22 protein-coding genes are annotated in these 21,696 nt (G+C 74.4%); 19 read left to right on the top strand and 3 right to left on the bottom strand.

Annotation, left to right across the window (positions count from 1 at the left end; genetic code table 11):
- Positions 1–23: 23 nt before the first annotated feature.
- Complete coding sequence (locus IEZ03_RS19985) at positions 24–1,340, bottom strand: WxL domain-containing protein (RefSeq protein WP_184880210.1); 1,317 nt, start codon at positions 1,338–1,340, stop codon at positions 24–26.
- A 185-nt stretch (positions 1,341–1,525) separates the two neighbouring features.
- Here IEZ03_RS19985 and IEZ03_RS19980 point away from each other — a divergent pair, with 185 nt between their 5' ends.
- Both IEZ03_RS19980 and IEZ03_RS19975 read left to right on the top strand, forming a co-directional pair.
- Complete coding sequence (locus IEZ03_RS19980; RefSeq protein WP_184880208.1) at positions 1,526–2,194, top strand: class E sortase; 669 nt, start codon at positions 1,526–1,528, stop codon at positions 2,192–2,194.
- A 54-nt stretch (positions 2,195–2,248) separates the two neighbouring features.
- Positions 2,249–2,956 (top strand): hypothetical protein, encoded by a 708-nt coding sequence (locus IEZ03_RS19975; RefSeq protein WP_184880206.1) that lies wholly within the window; start codon positions 2,249–2,251, stop codon positions 2,954–2,956.
- A 91-nt stretch (positions 2,957–3,047) separates the two neighbouring features.
- Here IEZ03_RS19975 and IEZ03_RS19970 read toward each other — a convergent pair whose 3' ends face one another.
- The gene (locus IEZ03_RS19970) at positions 3,048–3,872 is read right to left on the bottom strand and encodes an IclR family transcriptional regulator (protein ID WP_229808423.1); all 825 of its coding nucleotides are present in this window, start codon (positions 3,870–3,872) and stop codon (positions 3,048–3,050) included.
- A 159-nt stretch (positions 3,873–4,031) separates the two neighbouring features.
- Between IEZ03_RS19970 and IEZ03_RS19965 the strand changes: the two genes are divergently transcribed.
- The 17 genes from IEZ03_RS19965 to IEZ03_RS19885 all read left to right on the top strand — a co-directional run bounded on the left by IEZ03_RS19965 (position 4,032) and on the right by IEZ03_RS19885 (position 21,201).
- Positions 4,032–5,303 carry a flavin reductase gene (locus IEZ03_RS19965; protein WP_184880203.1) on the top strand — a complete coding sequence of 424 codons (1,272 nt, stop codon included), beginning with the start codon at positions 4,032–4,034 and terminating at the stop codon, positions 5,301–5,303.
- A 23-nt stretch (positions 5,304–5,326) separates the two neighbouring features.
- A complete protein-coding gene (locus IEZ03_RS19960) occupies positions 5,327–6,610 on the top strand; it encodes an acyl-CoA dehydrogenase family protein (RefSeq protein ID WP_221480551.1) in 1,284 nt (427 codons plus the stop codon).
- A complete protein-coding gene (locus tag IEZ03_RS19955) occupies positions 6,607–8,058 on the top strand; it encodes an aldehyde dehydrogenase family protein (RefSeq protein WP_184880201.1) in 1,452 nt (483 codons plus the stop codon). The genes IEZ03_RS19960 and IEZ03_RS19955 overlap by 4 nt, the downstream gene beginning before the upstream one ends.
- The gene (locus IEZ03_RS19950) at positions 8,058–9,209 is read left to right on the top strand and encodes an FAD-dependent oxidoreductase (protein WP_184880199.1); all 1,152 of its coding nucleotides are present in this window, start codon (positions 8,058–8,060) and stop codon (positions 9,207–9,209) included. The genes IEZ03_RS19955 and IEZ03_RS19950 overlap by 1 nt, the downstream gene beginning before the upstream one ends.
- Entirely contained in the window at positions 9,209–10,633 is a 1,425-nt protein-coding gene (locus tag IEZ03_RS19945; protein ID WP_184880197.1) for an aldehyde dehydrogenase family protein, read from the top strand. Before IEZ03_RS19950 ends, IEZ03_RS19945 begins: the two co-directional genes overlap by 1 nt.
- 149 nt (positions 10,634–10,782) lie before the next feature.
- Complete coding sequence (locus IEZ03_RS19940; RefSeq protein ID WP_184880195.1) at positions 10,783–11,763, top strand: alpha/beta fold hydrolase; 981 nt, start codon at positions 10,783–10,785, stop codon at positions 11,761–11,763.
- A gap of 170 nt (positions 11,764–11,933) precedes the next feature.
- Positions 11,934–13,565, top strand: a complete 1,632-nt coding sequence (locus tag IEZ03_RS19935) for a nitrilase-related carbon-nitrogen hydrolase (protein WP_184880193.1) — start codon at positions 11,934–11,936, stop codon at positions 13,563–13,565.
- 31 nt (positions 13,566–13,596) lie between these two features.
- The gene (locus tag IEZ03_RS19930; protein ID WP_184880191.1) at positions 13,597–14,400 is read left to right on the top strand and encodes an oxidoreductase; all 804 of its coding nucleotides are present in this window, start codon (positions 13,597–13,599) and stop codon (positions 14,398–14,400) included.
- Positions 14,397–15,365 carry an alpha/beta hydrolase family protein gene (locus IEZ03_RS19925; protein ID WP_184880189.1) on the top strand — a complete coding sequence of 323 codons (969 nt, stop codon included), beginning with the start codon at positions 14,397–14,399 and terminating at the stop codon, positions 15,363–15,365. Before IEZ03_RS19930 ends, IEZ03_RS19925 begins: the two co-directional genes overlap by 4 nt.
- 12 nt (positions 15,366–15,377) lie before the next feature.
- Positions 15,378–16,541 (top strand): aromatic ring-hydroxylating dioxygenase subunit alpha, encoded by a 1,164-nt coding sequence (locus IEZ03_RS19920; RefSeq protein ID WP_184880187.1) that lies wholly within the window; start codon positions 15,378–15,380, stop codon positions 16,539–16,541.
- Positions 16,538–17,284, top strand: coding sequence for a hypothetical protein (locus IEZ03_RS19915; RefSeq protein ID WP_221480550.1), 747 nt, complete (start codon positions 16,538–16,540; stop codon positions 17,282–17,284). The genes IEZ03_RS19920 and IEZ03_RS19915 overlap by 4 nt, the downstream gene beginning before the upstream one ends.
- On the top strand, positions 17,277–18,230 hold the full coding sequence (locus tag IEZ03_RS19910; protein ID WP_184880185.1) for a hypothetical protein: 954 nt from the start codon (positions 17,277–17,279) through the stop codon (positions 18,228–18,230). The genes IEZ03_RS19915 and IEZ03_RS19910 overlap by 8 nt, the downstream gene beginning before the upstream one ends.
- On the top strand, positions 18,227–19,009 hold the full coding sequence (locus IEZ03_RS19905) for an SDR family oxidoreductase (protein WP_184880183.1): 783 nt from the start codon (positions 18,227–18,229) through the stop codon (positions 19,007–19,009). Before IEZ03_RS19910 ends, IEZ03_RS19905 begins: the two co-directional genes overlap by 4 nt.
- The gene (locus IEZ03_RS19900) at positions 19,006–19,650 is read left to right on the top strand and encodes a hypothetical protein (RefSeq protein WP_184880181.1); all 645 of its coding nucleotides are present in this window, start codon (positions 19,006–19,008) and stop codon (positions 19,648–19,650) included. Before IEZ03_RS19905 ends, IEZ03_RS19900 begins: the two co-directional genes overlap by 4 nt.
- Positions 19,647–20,390, top strand: a complete 744-nt coding sequence (locus IEZ03_RS19895; protein ID WP_184880179.1) for a maleate cis-trans isomerase family protein — start codon at positions 19,647–19,649, stop codon at positions 20,388–20,390. Before IEZ03_RS19900 ends, IEZ03_RS19895 begins: the two co-directional genes overlap by 4 nt.
- Entirely contained in the window at positions 20,390–20,764 is a 375-nt protein-coding gene (locus tag IEZ03_RS19890; RefSeq protein ID WP_184880177.1) for an alpha/beta fold hydrolase, read from the top strand. The genes IEZ03_RS19895 and IEZ03_RS19890 overlap by 1 nt, the downstream gene beginning before the upstream one ends.
- Positions 20,765–20,937: 173 nt before the next feature.
- Positions 20,938–21,201: an alpha/beta fold hydrolase gene (locus IEZ03_RS19885; protein WP_184880175.1), complete on the top strand. Its 264-nt coding sequence runs from the start codon at positions 20,938–20,940 to the stop codon at positions 21,199–21,201.
- Positions 21,202–21,205: 4 nt separating this feature from the next.
- Here the strand turns inward: IEZ03_RS19885 and IEZ03_RS19880 are convergent, their stop codons facing one another.
- Positions 21,206–21,688 (bottom strand): hypothetical protein, encoded by a 483-nt coding sequence (locus IEZ03_RS19880; protein WP_184880173.1) that lies wholly within the window; start codon positions 21,686–21,688, stop codon positions 21,206–21,208.
- Positions 21,689–21,696 lie beyond the last annotated feature (8 nt).

Raw genomic sequence — 21,696 nt, 5'->3', positions numbered from 1 at the left:
CCCGGCCGCGGGGCTCGGGGCGGTCAGGACAGCGTGAGGGTCAGGACGGCGGTGTAGCGCCCGGCGCCGGTCACCGGAGGAACGGTGAGGTCGAGGCCGGCCCCCGCGGAGAACGTCCCGCCGACGACCTGCCCGGTGCCGCCGGGCGCGGTGCACAGCGTCGCGGCGGTGGTCGTGTCGAGCGGTCCCGCGCTGCCGGGCGTGACGGCGCTGGCCCCGGGCGCGGCGGTGCACGCCGGCGTCCAGGAGAGGTTCCCGGCCGGGATCTTCGTGCCGGCGGACGAGGTGAAGTCGGTGAGCGTGCCGGTGAGCGACCAGCCGGTGGTGCCGCCGCGCGCGTCGATGACCTCGACCCGCTTCAGCGAGCCGGTGGCGGACTGCTCGGTCCCGTTCAGCGTGACGGGGGTGAGGTCGACCTCGCCCGCCTCGCGGGACATGGTGAGCGGCCCGCCGTTGACGGTGACGTTGATCTGCTGCTCGCCGCACCGGTCCGCGTCCTGGCCCTCGCACTCGCCGGTGGGCGGCGGCGTCTTCTCGGTGACGGTCAGCGCCACGCGTGTGCTCGCCTCGCCCTGGGAGACCACGATCGCGCGGGCGCCGGGGGCGGCGGACTCGGCGACGGTCGCCGATCCGGTGAGCTTCCCGGCGGCGTCGGCGGAGGCGGTGACGGCGGTCAGGTCGTCCGGCTCGCACGCGGCCCCGGCGGCGTCGCACAGCACGACCTCGACGGCGCCCGGCTGCCAGCCCGCGCCGGTGAGGGTGACGGTGCCGCCCTGGACGACGCTCGGCGGGCTGACCGACGCTCCCGGCCCGCCCTCGGTGACGTTGATCGTGGCGAGGCTCCCGGGGGTGCTCTTGGGCGTGCAGGTGATGGTGGCCTGCGCCCCGGCCTCGGCGACGACCGTCAGCCCGGCGGGGGCGATCCGCACCTCGCCGGCGCCGGTGAGCGTGAGCTCGCCGGACACCTTGCCGATCGGCAGCTCGCCGTACGCCGGGATCGGCCCGGTCCGCTTCGGCGCGCTGATCGGCACGGACCCGGACTGCGCACCGGAGACGGTGAGCGTCCCGGACGTGGTCCAGGAGTTGACCGGCAGCGGCGCCACGCCGGGCAGGTCGGAGAAGTCGGCCTCGACGGTGACCGCGTCCCCGGCGGCGGCCGAGGCGGGCGCGGTGACCGTCACGGTCGCGTCGTAGTCGAACACCGAGCCGAAGATCTGGCACTGGTAGGGAACCTGGCCCGTGGCGGCGTGCGCGGTGCCCGCCATCGCGGGAGCCGCGACGGCGCCCGCCGCGGTGATCACCGCGGCGGCTCCGCGCAGGGCCGTGCGTGTGCGTCTCATCTGCCGCTGCTCCTCACTGCCGGCCGTTGCGCGGGTTCGTTTCTCAGAGGGAAACGAAGTTTCGCAAGACGGACATAGCGAAACCGCAACGGAGCGGCGCTGTCAAGGGCCGGGCGCGGGCGGCAACACAATCGTTTCACTCAGGGGATCGCCGTTTCCCTACCGAAGGGTTACGGTTTCCGACCATGCGCACGGTGCTGCGGAGCCTGGCGGAGCTGTCGATGACGGCCGGCCTCGTGCTCGCGATGTTCGTCGGCTACCTGTCGTGGGGCACCGGCGAGTACACGCACCGGCAGCAGGGCGACCTGCACAGCGAGCTGGAGCGGCGGTGGAACGCGACCCAGACGCGCAAGCTCGCGGCGTCGGGGCCGCGGCGCGGGCGCGAGGCCGCCGTTCCCGTGGCCGAGGCAGGGCAGGCGTACGCGCTGATCCGCGTCCCGAAGTTCGGGTCGTCCTACCGGTACGCGGTGGTTGAGGGCGTGGGCACGGCCGACCTGCGCAAGGGGCCGGGGCACTATCCGGGGACGGCCGGGCCGGGCCAGGTCGGCAACATGGCGATCGCCGGCCACCGCACCACCTACGGCGGGCCTTTCGAGCGCAACGGCGAGCTGGCCCGCGGGGACGAGATCCTCATCGACACCGCCGCGACGACCTTCGTCTACCGGGTGACGCACCGCATCGTGGTGCGGCCGGGCCGCACCGACGTGACCGCACCGGTGCCGGGCAAGCCGGGACGCAGGCCCAAGAAGGCGATGCTCACGCTCACCACCTGCCATCCGAAGTTCTCCGCCGCCTACCGCCTCGTCGTCTTCGCGGAGCTGGCGGGACGCCGGGCGCGCACCGCGGCGGCCTGACCCGCCGTGCTACCGTTCCCCAGGTTGAAACACTGTTTCCATTAGGAGGGTGTCGTGGGAGCGCACGCGCACGGCTGGTGGATCCTGCTGCACCTGGTGCTCTTCGTCTTCTGGCTGGGCGGCGACCTCGGGGTGTTCTACTCCAGCCGGTTCGTCCTCAAGCCGGACCTGACCCCCGCGGCGCGCACCACCGCGCTCAGCGTGATGAGCGGGCTCGACCTCGGCCCGAAGATCTGCCTGGTGCTGTTCCTGCCGAGCGGGGTGACGCTCATGGCGCTGGACCCGCACGGCGCCGAGCTGTTCGGGATGGCCGTCTTCGGCTGGTGGCAGGTCGTGCTCGTGTGGGTGCTGGCCCTGGCCTGGCTGGCCGCCACGATCGCCGACCACCGCACGCACGGGCGCTTCCCGTGGGTGCGCCGCGCCGACTGGGCGGTCCGGATCGGGCTGATCGCCGCGCTCGCCGCGCTGTCCGCGTACACGCTGCTCGCCGACCGGCCGTTCGGCGTCACCACAGACCCGCGCTGGCTCGGCGGCAAGGTCGCGCTCTACACCGCCGCCATCGCGTGCGGGCTCGGCATCCGGCTCACGCTGCGCCCCTTCGGGCCGGCGTTCGGCGCGCTGATGAGCGGGGGCTCCACCCCGGAGGTCGAGCGCACGCTCAAGCGCGCCGTGGACGGCTGCCTGCCGTACGTGTTCGGCATCTGGGCGTCCGTCCTGGGCGCCGCGGTGCTCGGCGTGCTCAAGCCCGGCGCCGACCTCTGACCCGGCCGGCCCCGTGCCAGCCGCCCCAGTGCCGGCCGCCCCAGTGCCGGCCGCCCCAGTGCCGGCCGCCCCAGTGCCGGCCGCAGCAGTGTCAGCCGCCGCCGTGGCCGAGCTTGCCGGACACCCGCGCCGCGGCCTCCATCAGCGGCGGCGCGCACTCGGCCAGCCGGGGCCGGAACCGGGTCAGCGGGCCGGCCACGCTCAGCGCCGCGATCACCCGGCCGTCGTGGTCGAAGACCGGCGCGGCGATCGAGGCGGTCCCCTCCTGGCGCTCGCCCTGGGACGAGGCGTAGCCGCGCTTGCGGACGGTGGCGAGCTCCTTGCGCAGGCGCTCCTCGTCCACGATCGTCCGGTCGGTCAGCGCCTCCAGCCCGTGCCGGCCGAGCAGCGCGCCGACCTCGGCCTCGTCGAGGAAGGCCAGGATCGCCTTGGACGAGCTGCCGGCGTGCAGCGGGTACGGGATGCCGAGGCTGACCTCGACCCGGAGCTCGTGCGGCGGCACGACCTGGTCGACGTAGAGCCGGGTGTCGCCGCGGCGGATCGACAGGGTGGCGGTCTCGCCGAGCTGCTGGGCGAGGCGGCGCAGCTCGGGCGCCGCCAGCGCGCGCAGGTCCATCCGGGCGAGGTAGGCCCGGCCGAGCGCGATCGCGGCGTGCCCGAGCGCGTACCGGCGGGTCACCGTGTCGACGGTGATCAGGTCGCGGCTGCGCAGCGCGGTCAGGATGCGGTGCACGGCGGCCTTGGTCAGCCCCAGCTCGGTGGCGATCTCGGTCACCCCGAGGTCCGGCCGGCCGCTGCGGCCGAACAGCAGCAGGACGTCCATCGCGCGCTCGACGGCGGCGATCGACCGGCTCTGCCCCTCGCCCTCCTCGGCGGGGGACGCGGAGACGGTCCGGGAGGTCGCGTTGCGCGACACGGCGGTTCCTTCCGACGGGGTGGGGTCAGCCGCAGTCTAGGGCATCGCGTTTCCCGTGACGGAACACTCGTCACCGCCGCCGGCGTTGACACCCGCTCCGCAGCATCGTTACCGTGAGTGGGACGGTGTTTCCTTTAGCGAAACGAAGGGCGCGGTGCCGTGGCGGTCGACGCACAGACCTTCCGTTCGGTGCTCGGCCAGTGGCCGACCGGTGTCGCGGTGGTCACCACCACCTCCGGGGACGGATGGCACGGCATGACCGCGGGCTCGTTCTGCAGCGTCAGCCTCGACCCGCCGCTGGTGCTGGTCTGCCTGGCCCGGGACATCCACACGCACGCGCTCATCGAGCGCAGCGGCGTCTTCGCGGTCAGCTTCCTCGGCAAGGACCAGGCCGTCATCGGCCACCGGTTCGCCGGGCGCGAGAGCGGCGACCGGTTCGCGCGCGGCACCTGGGCCCCGGCACCCACCGGTGCGCCCGTGCTGGCGGAGGCGGTCGCCTGGCTCGACTGCCGGGTGGCGTACGCGTATCCGGGCGGCGACCACACCATCTTCGTGGGCGAGGTGCAGACCGCCGAGACGCCGCGGCGCACCGCGCCGCTGCTGTTCCACTCCCGCGCCTGGGGCCAGCTGGCCGACCCGCTGCCGGACGAGGTGACGATCGCCGACACCGGGCTGGCCGCCGCGCTGCACCGCAGGGTCACCGCGTCCGGCAGCGCGCCCGCCCGCGTCACCCGGGCCGGCGCCGCCCGGCTGCTGGACGCGGTCCGCGCGGCCGGCGTCCGGGTCCGGACCCCGGTCCCGCCCGGCCCGCAAATGAACGGCGCGCAACTGAACGGCACGGGGCCCGCCCGGTGCCCGTCGTGGTCGGTCCTGGTCGAGGACGCGGTGTCCCTGACGCAGGTCCCCCGCGACTCGCCGGTGACGGCCGAGATCGTGGACGGGCCGGACGCGCCCCGCCTGATCGAGGCGGCCCGCGCGCGGGGCCTGGCCGTGGTGGGCCGGGTGAGCGACGTCTTCGCGCCCGCCCGCGAGGCCGCCGTGCTCGCCGCCGTCGACCGGCTGGCCGCCGCCGGGTGCGCCGAGATCGCGCTCGACGAGGGCGCCGAGGCCGCGTCGCCGCTGCTCGTCCGCAACGTGCTGCAGGAGGCGGTGGCGCGGGCCCGGCCGGTGCCGCTGCGGGTCCGGCTGCGCGAGGCGTACGGGCTCGGCCTGGCCAACGCGCTCACCGCGATGAAGAGCGGCGTACGCCGCTTCGACGTGACGCTCGGCGGCATCGACGGCGGCCTGTGCGCCGAGGACCTGCTGTTCCTGGCCGACCGGCTCGACGTCGCCACCCCGATCGACAGGGCCGCCCTGGTGGCCGCCGCCGCGGACCTGGAGGCGCTCTGGGGGTCGGCCCTGCCGGGCCGCACCTACCGGGCCGCCTCCTGACCAGTTCGAAGGGAATGCAGCCGATGACCCAGCCGAGGACGCCGACCGGCGCACGGCTCGTGGAGCAGATGACCGACGCCGAGCGGGCGCGGGCGGAGCGCGTGGAGGCGGTGCTGCCGCGGCTGCGCGAGGCCGCCGCGGCCGCGGACGCCGCCGCCGAGTTCCCGTCCGGGCACGTGGCGCTGCTGCGCGACGCCGGGCTGCTCGGCCTCGTGGTGCCCGAGGAGTACGGCGGGCTCGGCGGCGGCCTGCGCGACCTGGCCGCCGCCACCTACGCGATGGGCACGGCCTGCCCGTCCACCGCGCTGTCGTACTTCTTCCACAACACCAGCGCCTCGCGCGGCCTGCTGCCGCTGGAGGCGATCGAGGCGGGCCTGTTCGAGGGCGACGACGAGGTGAAGCCCGTGCGGGCGTTCGCCGAGAAGGTGCTGAACCGGATGGCCGCCGGGACGTGGATGGCCAACTTCGCCAGCGAGGAGGTCAAGTCCTCCAGCGCCAACATCGCGATCGCCACCACCGCGTCCCCCGCCGAGGGCGGCTGGCTGCTGAACGGCGTGAAGTCGTTCGGCTGCGCGACCGGCGTCGCCGACACCTACCTGGTGACCGCCCGGCTCGACGGCACCGCCGGCGCGGACGGGCTGGCGCTGTTCCTGGTGCCGCGCGAGGCGCCCGGCGTCGTCTCCCGCGAGCCGTGGAACGGGCTCGGGATGCGGGCCTCCAACAACCACGGCGTGACGCTCACCGACGTGTTCGTCCCGGCGGAGGAGGCGCTCACCGTCCCCGGCGCGTTCGTGCGGATGCTGCGGATGAGCCGCGGCAGCTTCGTCGGCAACCAGCTCGCGATCGCGGCCTGCTACCTGGGCGCGACGCAGAACGTCTACGACTTCGCCGTCGAGCGGCTCACCAAGCGGACCTTCGCCGACTCCGGCCGGCCGATCGCGTCCTCGCCGATGCACCAGGTCATCATCGGGGACATGACCGAGCGGCTGGAGACGGCCTACCTGTGGATCCGCCGCCAGCTGGAGCTGGAGACCTCCGAGCCGCCGCTGCTGCCGAAGCCCGAGGTGTACCGCCAGTGGCGGATCGCCAAGGGCGACATCACCGAGGCGTGCTTCCAGGTCGTGCTGGGCGCGTTCAAGGCGTGCGGCACCTCCGCCGCCACGATGGACGGGGTGATCGGGCGGGCGCTGCGCGACCTCGCGATGGGACTGGTGATGACCTTCCCGGCGGAGCGCGGCCGGCTGGAGGCCGCCCAGGTCATCACGGAGAACAAGGAGAACGAGTTGTTCGCGAGCGTCCGGCAGTGAACCCCCCGCACCGGGACCTGGTGGCCGGGGAATGGGCGGCGGCGCCCGGCGGCGGGCCCGTCCTGGAGGACCCGGCCACCGGCGCGGAGGCCGGGCCCGCCCCCGTCACCGGCCCCGAGCGGCTGGAACGGGCGATGGCCGCGGCCGACGACGCGGCGGAGGGCTGGGCGGCGCGCCCGGCCGCCGAGCGCGCCGAGCTGCTGGACGCGGTCGCGGCCGCCCTCGAACCGGTGACCGGGGAGATCGCCGCGCTGGAGGCGGCGGCCACCGGCGTCCCGATCCGGCAGGCGGTCCCGCTCGGCGTCATCGTGTCGGGGTCGTTCCGGCTGGCGGCCGAGCAGCTGCGCGGCGGCGGGCTGGCGGCGTCCTTCACCCGCGAGGACGGCCGGGAGGCCGAGGTGCGGCGGCTGCCGTGGGGTCCGGCGCTGTGCCTGGTCCCGTGGAACGCGCCCGCCCCGATGGCCGCGCACAAGGCGGCCAGCGCGCTGGCCGCGGGCTGCCCCGCGATCCTCAAGCCGAGCGAGTACGCGCCGTACGGGGCGCAGCGGTTCGCCGAGGTCGTCGGCGCCGTGCTCGCGGACCGGGGCGTCCCCGGCGGGGTCTTCCAGCTCGTCCACGGCACCGGGGAGACCGGCGCGCGGCTGACCGCCGACGCGCGGATCCGCGCGGTCTCGTTCACCGGCGGCGCCGCGGGCGGCCGGTCGGTCGCCGCCGCCTGCGCCACCGGGATCAAGCCCGTCCAGCTGGAGCTCGGCGGCAACAACCCGCTGATCGTGATGCCGGACGCCGACGTCGGCCGGGCCGCGCGGGCCGCCGTGGACCTGCTCACCACCCTCAACGGCCAGTGGTGCCGGGCGCTCGGCCGGCTCATCGTCCCCGAGCCCCTCCGGGACGCGCTGCTGGAGGCGGCCGGCGAACGGCTCGCGGCGCTGCGCGCGGGCCCGCCGCTGGACGAGGACACCGACCTCGGGCCGCTGGTGCACTCGCGCCACCGCTACCTGGTCGCCGCCCGGCGGGACGCGCTCGGCGGCCGCGTCCTCTCCACGACCAAGGTCCCGGACGAAGGCAGTTACCTGGCCCCCGCGCTCGTCACGGACGTCGACCCCGGCGACGCCACCGAGGAGATCTTCGGGCCCGTCGCCACCGTCCACACCTACCGGACGCTGGACGAGGCCGTGGCCCTGGCCAACGGCACCGCGTACGGGCTCGAAGGATACGTGGCCGGCACCGACGAGGAGGCGGCCCTCGCCGTGGCGCGACGCGTCCGCGCCGGGGAGGTGAAGGTCAACGGCTCCAGCGTGCTGAGCCTGCACCTGTTCGCGCCCCGCCCCGCGTGGGGGGCGTCCGGGCTGGGCGAGGAGGGCACGGCCGAGACCCTGCGGTTCTTCACCAACCCGCGGGTCGTCGGCGTCGAGGACGGATTCGCCCTGCACTCCCGGGAACCGTGATGGCGCCCGTGCTTGGGCCGGTGCTGGTGGCCGGGGCGGGTCCCGTGGGCCTCACCGCGGCGTTGGCCCTGGCACGCCGCGGCGTCCCGGTCACCGTGCTGGAGGCGGAACCGGAGCTGGCCGCTGAGTCGCGCGCGTCCACCTTCCATCCGCCTTCGCTGGAGATGCTCGACGGGCTCGGGGTGCTCGACCCGCTGCTGGAGCGCGGCCTGGTCTCCCGGACGTTCCAGTACCGGGAACGGCGCGGCGGCGTCGTCGCCGAGCTGGACCTGGCGGTGCTTGCGGGCGACACGCCGTACCCGTTCCGCGTCCAGTGCGAGCAGGGCAAGCTCACCCCGATCCTGCGCGACCACCTGGTGGCGGCGGGCGGTGAGGTCCGGTTCGGCGCGGCCGTGCGCACTGTCCTGCCCGGCCCGGACGGGGTGGTGGTGGCGACGTCCGCCGGCGACCGGGTCCGCGGCGCCTGGCTGATCGGCGCGGACGGCGCCGGCTCGGCGGTACGGCAGGACCTCGGCATCGATTTCGAGGGCATGACCTACCCGGAGCGGTTCCTGGTCGCGTCGACCCGGACCGCCGTCGAGGACCTGCTGCCCGGCATCGCCGCGGTGAACTACGTCTTCGACCCCGGCGAGTGGCTGGTGCTGCTGCGCACCCCCGACCACTGGCGGGTCCTGTTCCCGACCCCGGAGGGCACCCCCGACGCCGAGGAGCTGGCGCGGCTGCCCGAGCGGCTGCGCGGGGTCGCCGACGCCACTTGGGACATCGCGCACGCCAGCCTGTACCGGGTGCACCAGCGCGTCGCCGAGACGTTCCGGACCGGCCGGGTGCTGCTGGCCGGGGACGCGGCGCACGTCAACAACCCGCTCGGCGGCATGGGCATGAACAGCGGCATCCACGACGCCGTCCTGCTGGCGGGCGCGCTCGCGGACGTCCTGGCCGGTGGCCCGGAGGCCGCGCTCGACGACGCCGCCGCCGCCCGCCGCGACGTCGCGCGGTCGTTCGTCGGCCGGCTGACCCACGCCAACTGGGAACGGATGCGCGATCCGGCCGGGTACCGGGACGAGCTCCGGAGGCTGGCCGGAGACCCCGCCGAGGCCCGCCGGTACCTGCTGCGCACGTCGATGATCGCCTCGCTGCGGGACGTCGCCTGATGCCGGGTGAGATCGTCCGGGAGAACCCGGCCCGGCTGGACGAGGTCGTCGGCCGGGTGCCGGTCGCGGACGAGGCCGGGGTCGACCGGGCCGTCCGGGAGGCCGGGTCCCGGCAGCGCGCCTGGTGCCGCGTGCCGGTCGCGGAGCGGGCCGCCGCGCTGCTGCGGACCGCCGACGCCGTCGACGCGCTGCCCGGCGTCGCGGAGCTGCTGGCCCGCGAGTCCGGCAAGCCGCGGGCCGACTGCGCCGGGGAGCTGCGGTTCGCCGCCGCGTACCTGCGCTGGGCCGCGGAGCGGGCGCCCGAGGTGCTCGCGGACCGCGAGACCGACGACGCGGCCGGACGGCTCGTCCTGCGCCAACGCCCCTACGGGGTCGTGGCGGCCATCACGCCCTGGAACGCGCCCGTCATCCTCACGATGCTGAAGGCCGGTCCCGCGCTGGCGGCCGGGAACACGGTGGTGGTCAAGCCGTCGCCGCTCGCGCCGCTGGCGGTCACCCGGGTCATGGCGGCGTTCCCGCCGGGCCTCGTCCGGGTCGTGCACGGCCATGCCGGTACGGCGCGGGCGCTCGCGGGCCACTCCCGCGTGCACCGCGTCGCGTTCACCGGCGGCGCCGAGGCGGGCCGCGCCATCGGGACGGCCGCCGCCAAGGCGATCACGCCGGCGCTGCTGGAGCTCGGCGGCAACGACCCGGTCGTGCTGCTCGACGACGCGGACCTCTCGGACGCGGCGATGGACCGGCTGGTCATGGCGTCCTTCGCCACCGCGGGCCAGGTCTGCATGGCCGCCAAGCGCCTGTACGTCCCGCGGGCGCGGCTGGCCGAGGTCCGCGACGCCTACCTGGCGGCGGCCGCGCGGACGCTGGTGCTCGGCGACCCCCTCGACGCCGGGACCACGGTCGGCCCGGTCATCTCCGCCGAGGCGGCGGACCGCGTCCGCGCGCTGGTCGCCGAGTCGCGGCGGCGGGGCGGCACCGTCACCGAGCTGGGCGCCGTCACGGCCGACATGGGACGCGGGCACTTCGTCCGGCCCGCCCTGGTCACGGACGTGGCCGACGACGCGCCGGTGGTGGCCGAGGAGCAGTTCGGCCCGGTCGTGCCGCTGCTGGCCTACGACGACGAGGACGAGGTGGTCGCGCGCGCCAACGCGGGCGACCTCGGCCTGGGCGCGTCGGTCTGGTCCGCCGACGAGGACCGGGCGTTCGCGTTCGCCCGCCGCTTCGACGCGGGCTTCACCTTCGTCAACACCCACAACCGCACCGGGATGGCGCTGCGCGCGCCGTTCGGCGGCGTGAAGCGCAGCGGGCACGGCCGCGAGTACGGCACCGAGGGCCTGCTGGAGTACGCGCAGACGTGCGCGATCCACGCCCCCGCCGCGTTCCGCGCGGACGGCCCCGGAATGAGCGCTGGCGCCTACCCCTCCTGACCCCCTCCTGACCCCCCTCCAGGCTCTTCCGCCGCCCGATCCGCGGCACCGGCCCATTGCCTTCCCGCGTCCCGGCGTGCTTAATGGAGATGGTCATATTGGAAACTCTGTTTCCCTAGCCGAAACAGTGCCCGCTCCTCGGAGGCAGCATGCGCCCCGTACGCGCCGTCCGGACCCTGGCCGCGGCCAGCGCCGCCACCCTCGCCCTGACCGCCCTCGGCCCCCTCGCCCCCGCCCACGCCGCCGTCTCCCGCGTCCAGACCACCGTCGAGATCCGCTGCGCGTTCACGACCCTGAACCAGAGCGCCGACTGGTACTTCCCCTCCGGCTCCCCGCAGGGCCTCGTGTGGCTGCAGCACGGCTTCGCCCGCGCCAACGACCACGTCGCCGACCTGGCGTCCCGGTACGCCGCCGCCGGTTACCTCGTCTTCGCCCCGACCCTGCCCAGCGCCAACCTGTTCGGCTGCACGCTCCAGAACATCGGCAACAACACCGCCTTCCTCGGCAACGTCGCCGACCTGTTCGCCAAGATGGGCGACCCGTCCGACAAGCTCGGCCGCAGCTTCGCCAGGGCCAAGGCCGAAGCGGGACGCCCCGGCCTCGCACTGCCCGGCTCCCTCGTCTTCTCCGGGCATTCGGCGGGCGGCGAGGCCGTCAGCTACGTGGCCGGGCGCCTGCGCACCGACAGCGCGGCGGGCTGGGCCCGGCTGCGCGGCCTCGTCCTGCTGGACCCGGTGAAGTCGTTCCTCGGCGACAACCTCGGCACCGGGCTGCGGGCGGTGGACGGCACCGGCCGCATGGTCCGCACGATCTCCGCGCCGGACGGCACCTGCAACAACGGCGGCAGCGGCACCGACGCCGTCCAGGCGGGCGTGCACGCACCGTTCGTCGGCGTCCGGCTGCCCGGCGGCGCGCACACCGACGCCGAGGGCGCGAGCACCGACGCGGTGGGGACGATCGCCTGCGGAACGCCGAAGGCGGAGAACATCGCGGTCCTGCAGACGTTCGCGGTCGCCTGGGCCACGGACGCCTTCAAGGGCACGCAGACCCCCGCCTACCTGCCCGGAGGCTCCTACTTCCAGACGCAACTGGGCGCGGGCAGGATCCAGACCCTGGCCGGCGCCTCCTGACGCCCGACCACCGGTGGGGGGCCGAGCCCCCACACCCCCCGGAACGGCCCCTTCCCGGTGACCGCCGGGGCCCGTGAGCGGGAAGTTTCCGCCCCCGGGCTCTGGCGGACCCGGGACCGCGATTGTAGTGTCTTGGAAACAGTGTTTCGCTAGAGGAACCGGGAGGCCCGATGGGTCCGGTCCGCGTGGCCGCCGCGCAGTTCGCGGCCGGCCGGGACGTGCCCGGCAACCTCGCCACCTGCCTGCGCATGGTGGACCGCGCCGCCGCCGAGGGTGCGAGCATCATCGTCCTGCCGGAGTTCTGCAACCGCCTGTCCTGGTACGCGGACAGGGCGGAGGCCCTCCGGCACGCCTGCACGCCCGACGGCCCGTTCCTCACGGCGATCCGGGAACGGGCGGCGGCGCACCGCGCGTACGTCAAGGTCAACGTGACCCTCTCCGGCGGCGGCCGGGTCACCGTCAGCAGCCTGCTGTACGGGCCGGACGGCGCGCTCCTCGGCCGCTCCGACAAGCTCACGCTGATGGGCGCCGAGGGCGACCACCTCGACCCCGGCACCGCCGCCGGCCCCGTCGTCGCCACCCCGCTCGGCCGGCTCGGCATGTACGCGTGCATGGAGGGCGTCACCAGCGACGTCCCCCGCGACCTGGCCGTGCGCGGGGCGCAGGTGCTGCTGAACAGCCTCAACTCGTTCGCCACCGACGAGGCCGGCCTGCACGTCCCCGTCCGCGCGGCGGAGAACAGGGTGTGGATGGTGGCGGCCAACAAGGTCGGCCCGCTGCTGCCGACCGACCTCCTGCCGGCGATCGCCGAGCGGCTCGGCGTCCCGGCGGGCCTGCTGGACGGGGCGGGCGAGAGCCAGATCGTCGCCCCCGACGGGACGGTCGTCGCGAAGGGGCCGCGCACCGGCGAGGCCGTCGTCGTCGCCGACATCGACCCCGCGCTCGCCGACCGCAAGACCCGCCCGGACGGCACCGACCTGTTCGCCGCCCGCAGGCCGCGCCTGTACGCCCCGATAGTCGCGGCGCCGCGTCCCCGCGCCGCGCCGCCCGGCGACGCGAAGGTGGACGTCGCCGCCGTCCGCTCGCCCGGCTCGGTGCGGGACGCCGCGCGGGCGGGCGCCGAGCTGGTCGTCCTCCCGGAGCTGGCGTTCGGCGCGGACGCGGACCCCGGCGCCGTCGTCTTCGCGCTGGCCGCCGCGCTCCAGGGCACCACGGCGCACGCGGTGACGAGCGTGCGGGCGGGCGCCGCGCACGCCGCCTACCTGGTGAACGCCGGCGGCCTCGCCGGAAGCCAGCCGCAGCTGCACGCCAGCGCGCGGCACTCCGGCTGGGCCACCGAGTACGGCGAGCGGCTCGCCGTCTTCACCCTCCCCTGGGGCCGGCTCGCGCTCGTCACCGGCGACGACGCCCTCTACCCCGAGGTCTTCCGGCTCGCGGCCATCGCCGACGCCGACGCCGTCGCGGTCCCGTTCACCCCGGCCGAGGACTGGGAGATCGCCCTCGGCCTGCCGGAGCGGGCCGCGGAGAACCGGCTGAACGTCGTCGCCTCCGGGCCGGACGACGGCGTCGTCCTCGCGCTGCCCGCCGACTTCACCCTGTGGACGTCCTGGGAGGGGCCGTTCGAGGGCCGCATCAGCCACCCCCTCGTCACCCGCGCGACCGGGCCGGTCACCGTGGCCGCCGTCCATCCCGCGCAGGCCGTGAACCGGCTCGTGTCCAAGAACACCGACCTGGTCGGCGGGCGCCCCGCGCACGCGGTCGCCGCACTGGCCGACGAAGCACCGAGCGGAGCGCCCCGTTGAAGGAGACCCCGCCGTTGAAGGAGACCCTGCCTTGAAGGAAACACTGCAGCACGTCGAGCAGATGGTGGACGAGTCCCCCGTCATCGACGTGACCGACACCTTCCACCGGTTCGGGACGATCCTGGACCGGCTCAAGGCGAGGATCGACGACCGGTTCGAGCTGGCGCGCGACCCGTCCACCGAGGACCTGGAGTCGTACGGGAACCCGCCCGAGAGCCCCGGCGGGCGCCTGGCCGCCTACAGCGGGCCCGAGGTCGACTGGATGGTCCACTCCTGGCTCGGCAACCCGACGGCCGGGTTCGCGAACCTGCACCTGACGGTGTGGCTCGGCCCGCAGATCCGGGTGCCGCACCTCGGCGTCGCGCTGCTCGTCTGGCCGGAAGGCTGGTTCTACGTCGACTCGGTGCCCCGCGCCAACCTGCTCGCGGACGGCGCGTACTACGACGCCTACTACGAGCCCCTCAACGCGGAGTGGCTGGCGGTCCGGGAGGAGAACCCGCAGCTGGAGTGGTTCACCAGCCGCGCGGGGTTCATCCGGGCGAGCCTGTCCCCCACCGCCCACTGCCACTCCTTCCCCCGCGAGGAGAAGAACGTCGACCTGGTCGAGCGGCTCCTCACCGAGCACGTGGACCGCTGGCTCGGCTGGGTCGACGAGGCCGGGCCCGTCCCCGAGGCCGACCGCGCCGCGCTCGCCGCCGCCGACCTGGCGACGCGCCGCAACATCGCCGAGCGCGACCCGGCGAACGTGATGGGCGTCCGGTACTTCGGCCAGGAGATGACCGACCGCCTCGTCCGCGCCCTGTGGGGCGGCGACCGAGAGCTGCCCCGGCCATGACCACCGAGACCCGCACCACCGAGACGCTCGCGGCTACGGGCGTCCGGTCGCTGTGGTGGTCGGCGGACACCGGCGGCCCCGCGCCGTTCGGCACCGCGCACCTCAAGGTGTACTACCCGGCCCGCGCGGAGGGCACCGCCGCCGAGCGGCTGTCGGGAGAGATCCCGGTCGACCCGCGGGGCGCCCCCTACCCGGTGGTCGTGTTCTGCTCCGGGGTGAACGTGGAGCAGGCCGTCTACCGGCCGCTGGCGACCGGCATCGCCGCCGCCGGATTCGTCGTCGTGACGTTCGACCGGGTGGCCGAGCTGTTCGGCGGCCGGTACGGCCTCACCCCGGGCGTCGACCTGGACGCGGCCAGACCCGACGGCTACGGCACGCGGCCGACCTGCCCCGCGCTGCCCGCCGTCCTGGACGCGCTGGACGGCATCGACCTGCTCAAGGGATCGCTCGACCGCACCCGGATCGCGCTCGGCGGGCATTCGGCGGGCGGCACCGTGGTGCTGCAGTCCGCCCGGTTCGTCCCCGGCGTCCGGGCCTGCTTCGCCTACGGGACGCACACCATGGTCGCCACCATGCTCGGCTGGCCGCCCGGGACCGTGCTGCCCGCGCAGGTCGACTGCCCCGTGCTGCTCGGCGTCGGCACGCGCGACGGCGTCATCACGGGCAGCTCCGACCGGTACGGGCAGGACGCGCCGTCCGACCCCGTCACCCGCACCTTCACCGAGGCGCTGCACGATCCGCGCGACCTGCTCGCGGTCGTGCGGGGCGCCAACCACTTCGCCGTCGCGGACCCGGTCGACCCGACCGCGGCCCGCGCGTTCCTCGACCTGCCGCCCGAGACCGACCCCGCCGAGGCACGCCGCGCCTTCACGGACCTCGTGGCCGCCTTCCTGCGCGCCCACGTGCGCGGGGAGGACGCCGCACCGTCCGCCGACCCGGCGCTCATCGACCTGCGGCGACGATAGGGAGAGCCCTTCATGCTCAAGAACTTCTGGTACGCGGTCGAGTTCGCGCACGCGGTCACCCGGGCCCCGAAGCGGGTGACCTGCCTCGGCCAGGACTTCGTCCTCTACCGCAAACGCGACGGCGGCGTGGTCTGCCTGTCCGACCTGTGCGCGCACCGCGGCGCCGCGCTGTCCGGCGGCACCCTCGTCGACGACAAGATCGCATGCCCGTACCACGGGTGGCAGTACGAGCCGGACGGCGCGTGCAGCAGGATCCCCGCCAACCCGGAGGGACGCGGCATCCCGAAGCGGGCCCGCGTCGACTCCTACCCGGTCCGGGAGCAGTACGGGATGATCTGGGCGTTCCTCGGCGACCTGCCCGAGGACGAGCGCCCGCCGCTCCCGCACTTCCCCGAGCACGACGACCCCGCGTTCCGCACCGTGTACGTCGAGATGGTCATCGAGGCGAACTACGAGCGGACGTTCGAGAACGTCGTGGACGCCGCGCACACGCCGTTCGTGCACGGCACCCGGTTCGGCAACCCGGACAAGCCGGAGATCCCCGACTACGACGTCACCGAGGACGAGTGGTCGGCGACCGCCGACATCCGGCTCAGCCCGCCGCCGGCGGGCGGCCTGTGGAAGCGGCTGTACAAGGGGCGGCCGGAGGAGGTCGTCGTCACCAACGGCTGGTACCTGCCGAACATCGTGAAGCTGCACGTCCGGCTGCCGTTCGGGGACATGATCCTCTACGACCACAACGTGCCGCTCGACCGGAACCGCACCCTCGTCAAGATCGTCGGCTACCGGAACTTCTTCACCGGCAAGTGGGCCGACAGCGACGCCCGCAAGCGGATCCGCAGCATCCTGCTGCAGGACAAGGTGGTCGTGGAGACCCAGCGTCCGGAGCTGCTGCCCTACGACCTGCCGGGCGAGCTGCACCTGCGCTCCGACGCCCTCCAGGTCGCCTACCGGCGGCGCCGCCAGAAGCTGATGGCCGACGGCTGGTGGCTCGGCGAGCACGAGGAGCTGCCGGTCAACGGCAAGCGCGGCAGCGCCACCGTGATCCCGTCCCCGGCCCGCCGGGAGAACCCGGAACTGGCCCGCGCCTGGCAGCACCGCCCCCGCGGTGCCGGACGACAGGGCGGCGACCCGGTGCCCCTCGACAGGACCGTCACCGAAGGAGAGAGCGAGTGAGCGTGTCCGCGCCCAAGGCGCTGAACGACCGGACGCTGGCGGCCCTGGCCGGCGTCGAGCCGCTGGAGACGGTCCGCGAGAAGGCGCTCATGAGCCCCATGTCCCCGGACCCGGTCGGCACGCTGCACGTCCTGCGCGGCGAGCGGATCGCCAAGGTCGTCTGCATCGGGCTGACCGTCCCGCAGATCGGCATGGACAGCCACATGATCTTCGCGTTCACCGCCGCGGACTCGGCCGTCCCGCACTTCACGCTCGACTCGGTGCTGGCGGGCGGGCAGCTCGCCTACCACATCGACCTCGTCCCGCGGGTCGACCTCGGCGCGCACCTGGCGTACGTCAACGCGGTGTTCCAGCCGCTGACACCGGTGTACGAGGAGGTCAAGGAGCGGTTCGGGCCGTCCACGGCGGCGATCGGCCCCCGGCAGCACGCCATGATGTCGCCCTGGATGCTCGTCAACAGGGCCGACGACGAGCACTTCGCGCAGATCGGCGCCTACCTCGACCGCTACTTCGAGCACTGGCGCGACCTGCTGGTGAAAGGCGTCCCCGACGACGTCCTCGGCACGCTCACCGGAACCGACCTCGCCGCACGCGACGCCCGCAACCGCGCCGCGCTGTTCAGCCCGGAGGTGGACCCGGTGTGGGCGAACGTGGCCCGGCTGCTCGGCGACCGACAGGCCGAGGAGTTGCGGACCGAACTGCTCTCCAACGACCTGCGAGGTGAAGGCTCCGCCGATGGCTGAGCCGAGCGAGTGGCAGCGCCGCATCGAGGGCGAGTGGCACGGCCGCCCGTCCCTGTTCGACGCCGCAGGCACCTGGCAGGGCTACGAGGACATCCGCCGCTCCTCGGTCTTCGAGGACGGCGTCACCACGTACTACATGGACGGCGGGCTCGAAGGCGGCGGTCCCCTCGCGGGACGGTTCCGGCTCGGCGCCCCGTTCGCGTTCGGCGTGGTCGACTCCGACGGCGACCGCATCTACACCGGCCCCGACTTCCACGGGACCGGGCAGCCCTACGGCGGGTTCGTCGACGCGCACTACTACGGGCCTGGCTGGCAGGTGGACCTCAACACCTGGAACCACGTCCTGCCCGACGGCCAGACGCAGGTGTACTCGTCCACCCTGTATCAGGGCTGGGCGGTCGTGGGCTGCTTCAACGGCGTCTACAAGCGCAGCACCGACTACGACGCCAACCCCGCGACCAGGGACGCGATCGAACGGTTCCTCGCCGACGAGACCCGGCACGGCCCGATCCCGTTCATCCTGCCGACCAAGGAGCGCGGCGCGTACAGCGGGACGTGCGAGCTGTGGGGCGCCGACCAGAAACCCGCCGGCGAGGTCACGGTGTCGATCCGGCTGGAGCCCCTCGACCTGCTGCGGACCCGCCACCACGTCACCTGGACCGGCGCCCTCGACCGGGACTACACCGTCGAGGCCCGCCGGGACGGGACCCGCTCCTTCTACGAGGGCCCGGACGCCTGGGGCAACGCGCAGGCGTTCGGCCGGGCCAACTACCCCGTCCTGCACTTCTCCGACGACGTGTGGAAGGTCAAGGGACGCGAGTTCATGGTCGACGCCACCCCCGGGATGACCGCCGGCGAGACCCTCACCGTCGTGTACGAGCTGTTCAGGGGCAACGTCCTGCACGCCGTGCTGCACGGCGTCCTGGCCTGGGAGGCCGGGGTATGACGGGCCGGGCGGTCGTCATCACCGGCGGGACCCGCGGCATCGGGCTCGGCCTCGCCGCGGAGTTCCTGGCCCGCGACGTCCGCGTCGCGATCTGCGGCCGGTCGCAGGAGTCGGTCGGCAAGGCGCTCGCCGAACTCGGCGACGGCGCGGTCGGCGTGGTCTGCGACATGGCCGACCGGGACCAGGTGCAGGCCCTCTGGGACGCGGCGGCCGAGGCGTTCGGGCACATCGACCACTGGATCAACAACGCCGGGGTGTCCACCTCCCGCCGCCCCCTCACCGAGCTGCCGCCCGACCAGCTCGAGACCGTGGTGTCGGCCAACCTGCTCGGCGTGATGCACGGCAGCGCCGTCGCGGTGCGGGGCATGACCGCCCAGGGCGGCGGCACCGTGTGGAACATGGCGGGGCTCGGCAGCGACGGCCGGACCGTCCCCGGCCTCATCGCGTACGGCGCGACCAAGCGCGGCACCGACTACCTCACCACCGGCCTCGCCAAGGAGGTCAAGGACAGCCCAGTGAAGGTGGCGCACCTGTCCCCCGGCATGGTCGTCACCGACCTGCTGCTCCGCGACTACTCCCCCGACGAGCTGGCCAAGGCGAAGAAGATCTTCAACATCCTCGCCGACCGGGTGGAGACGGTGACGCCCTGGCTGGCCGACAGGATCCTCGCCGGGACCAAGAACGGCGGGACGGTCGCCTGGCTCACCACGCCCAAGATCATGGGCCGGTTCATGCTGGCCCGGTTCCGCAGGCGCGACCTGTTCGGCGAGGACGCATGACCGACTACCCGGTCGCGCTCGCCGCCGAGGACTTCGTGCCGGTGGCCTTGACCGCGCTGGGCATGGCGATGCTGCGGCACCGGCACCCGCTGGTGCCCGCGGCGGCCGCGCTGGTCGTGGCGGGCGGGTTCGGCAAGGCCGCCTGGAAGCTGATCGTCGCGCTCGGCGGCCCGGACCTGCCCTGGCTGCGCGGCGCCCTGTTCCCGCTGCTGGCGATCGGCTTCACGGCGTTCGCGTACGCGCTGGCCCGCGAGTCGCGCCGCCCGCCGCATCCGGCCGTGCTCGCGGTTCCCGTGCTCGCGGTCCCGCTGCTCGCTGCGCTGGCCCTGTCGGCCGTCCTGCGCGACACCTGGCCCGCACTGCTGTGGACGATCGTCGCGGTGACGGTCGCCGCCGTCCTGCTGGCGCGGACCGCCGCGCGGGCGGGCGACCCGATCGCGGCGACGCTCTTCGGCCTCTGGCTGGCGGGGCAGTACCTGCTCGGCCCCCTGGCGGCGCGCGCCGAGCAGTCCATCCCCCTCCAATGGGTGGAGCAGTCCTGCAACACCCTCGCCCAGGCGGCCTTCGCGTTCGCCGCCTGGCACCTCACCAGAACGACACGTACCCCAACGGAACGGACCGAGGAAAGGGCGGCGGCGTGACGGACGCACTCGGCTGGCGGCGCAAGTTCGGGGTGATCGCGCCGTCCACCAACACCATCGTCGAACCCGACTTCCACCGGATGGGCGTCCCCGGCGTGACGTCCCACTTCTCCCGCATCCACATCCGCGACCAGGACATGGCCGGGGACGAGGGCATGGAGCGGCTCCTCGCGCAGATCCGCGACGAGATCGGCGCGGCCTGCGAGCGGGTCCTGACCTGCGAGCCCGACTACATGGTGATGGGCATGTCCGCCGAGACGTTCTGGGGCGGGATCGAGGGCAACAAGCAGTTCGTCAAGCAGATCCACGACATCACGGGCCTGCGGGTCGCGACCGGCGCCGAGGCGTGCGAGCGGGCGCTGCAGATCTACGGGGCGCGGCGGATCGGCGTCGTCACCCCGTACCAGCCGGTCGGCGACGCCAACGTCCGGCGGTTCTTCACCGAGCTCGGCTTCGAGGTCGACCGCATCATCGGGCTGAAGTGCCCGACCGCCGTGTCGATCGCGCACGTCACCGACGCCGAGCTGCGCGCCGCGCTGCGCGAGCTGGCCACCGGCGAGGTCGACGCGCTGGTCCAGTGCGGCACCAACCTGTCGATGGTCGCCACGGCCGACGAGGCCGAACGCTGGCTCGGCCTCCCCGTCATCGCCATCAATGCCGCGACGTGGTGGATGGCCCTCCGCGACAACGGCATCGAGGACCGCGTGTACGGCGCGGGCTCCCTGCTCCGCGAGCACTGATGACCCATTCACCGATGACCAGGGGCGGCTACGTCGACACCGAATGGGGTCAGGTCCACTACCGCGCCACCGGCGACTCCGGCCCCTGGATCGCCCTGTTCCACGAATCCCCGCTGTCGTCCCGCGTCTACGAGGACGTCCTGCCCCTACTCGGCCGCCGCACCCGCGCCGTCGCCTTCGACACCCCCGGCTACGGCGCGTCCGACCCGCCCCCCGGACCGGGCTGCGAGATCCCCGACTACGGCCGGGTGCTGGCGCAGGCGGCGGCCGGGATCGGGATGGAGAGGCCCGTCCTCGCCGGCGTGCACAGCGGAGCGTCCCTCGCCCTCGCGGCCGCCGCGCACCTGCCCCCCCCCCCCGCGGCCTGGCCCTGAGCGGCGTCCCGCTGTTCACCCCGGAAGAGCGGGCCGGCTTCCTCTCGGGATGGACGCCCGAAGCCCCCCTCGACGGCAAGGGCTCCCAGTTCGGCTGGGCCGTCGAACGCTACCTGCGGAGCTGGGGCCCGGACGTCCCCCGCGACCTCCTCCACCTCGCCGTGGTCGAACTGATGCGCGTGGCGGACCGCTACGAGTGGGGCTACCAGGCGGCGTTCCGCTTCGACCCCTCGGACGCCCTCGCGGCGGCGGACGTCCCCGTCCTCCTCCTCAACGCCGAGTTCGACAGGCTCGCCCCCAAGGACGCCCTCGCCCTCGACCTGGCCCGCGACGCGCGCCTGGTCGTCCTCCCCGGCCTCCCCGGCCAGCCGCACCTGCGGGCCCCCGGCGACTTCGCCGCCGCCCTCCTGGCCTTCACCCTGGAAGCCCAGTCCTGACCGCTCACCACGCGCAGTCGGGCACCCCGTCGAGGTGGGCCTTCCCGCGGATGTAGACGTTGCTCACAAAGCCGCTGGGCTGGTCACCACCGTTGTAGGTGTACGACCACCACTCGCTGGAGTACCCCGAGTCGGAGACCATCTGCCCCCGCTTCTGGCAGTACACACCGATCTCCTGCTTGGAGACCTTCCGGATGATGATCGGGCAGTTGCCCGTGGACGGATAGTCGGTGCACGCCCCGGTGTTGCCCCTGCGAACGTTCACATTGGTGGCCCACACATAGACCCAGACGATCCGATCCGCCGCCCGCTTCCCCACCGCCTGCTGCGCCGCGGCCTGCTGCACCGACGCCTGCGGCGCCGCCGCCTGCTGAACCGGCGCGGCCTGCGCCGGCGCGGCGGCGATGACCGAGGCCCCGAGGGCACCCGTAGCGGCGAGCATCATCGCCGCCCGCTTGAGACCCGGTCTGGAGGCATTTCGCGCCATACCACTCT

The organism is Actinomadura livida, assembly GCF_014648675.1.
Taxonomy (GTDB): Bacteria; Actinomycetota; Actinomycetes; order Streptosporangiales; family Streptosporangiaceae; genus Spirillospora; species Spirillospora livida.
The sequence above is the reverse complement of the archived record's forward strand: the minus strand, read 5'-3'. Positions and strand labels throughout refer to the sequence as shown.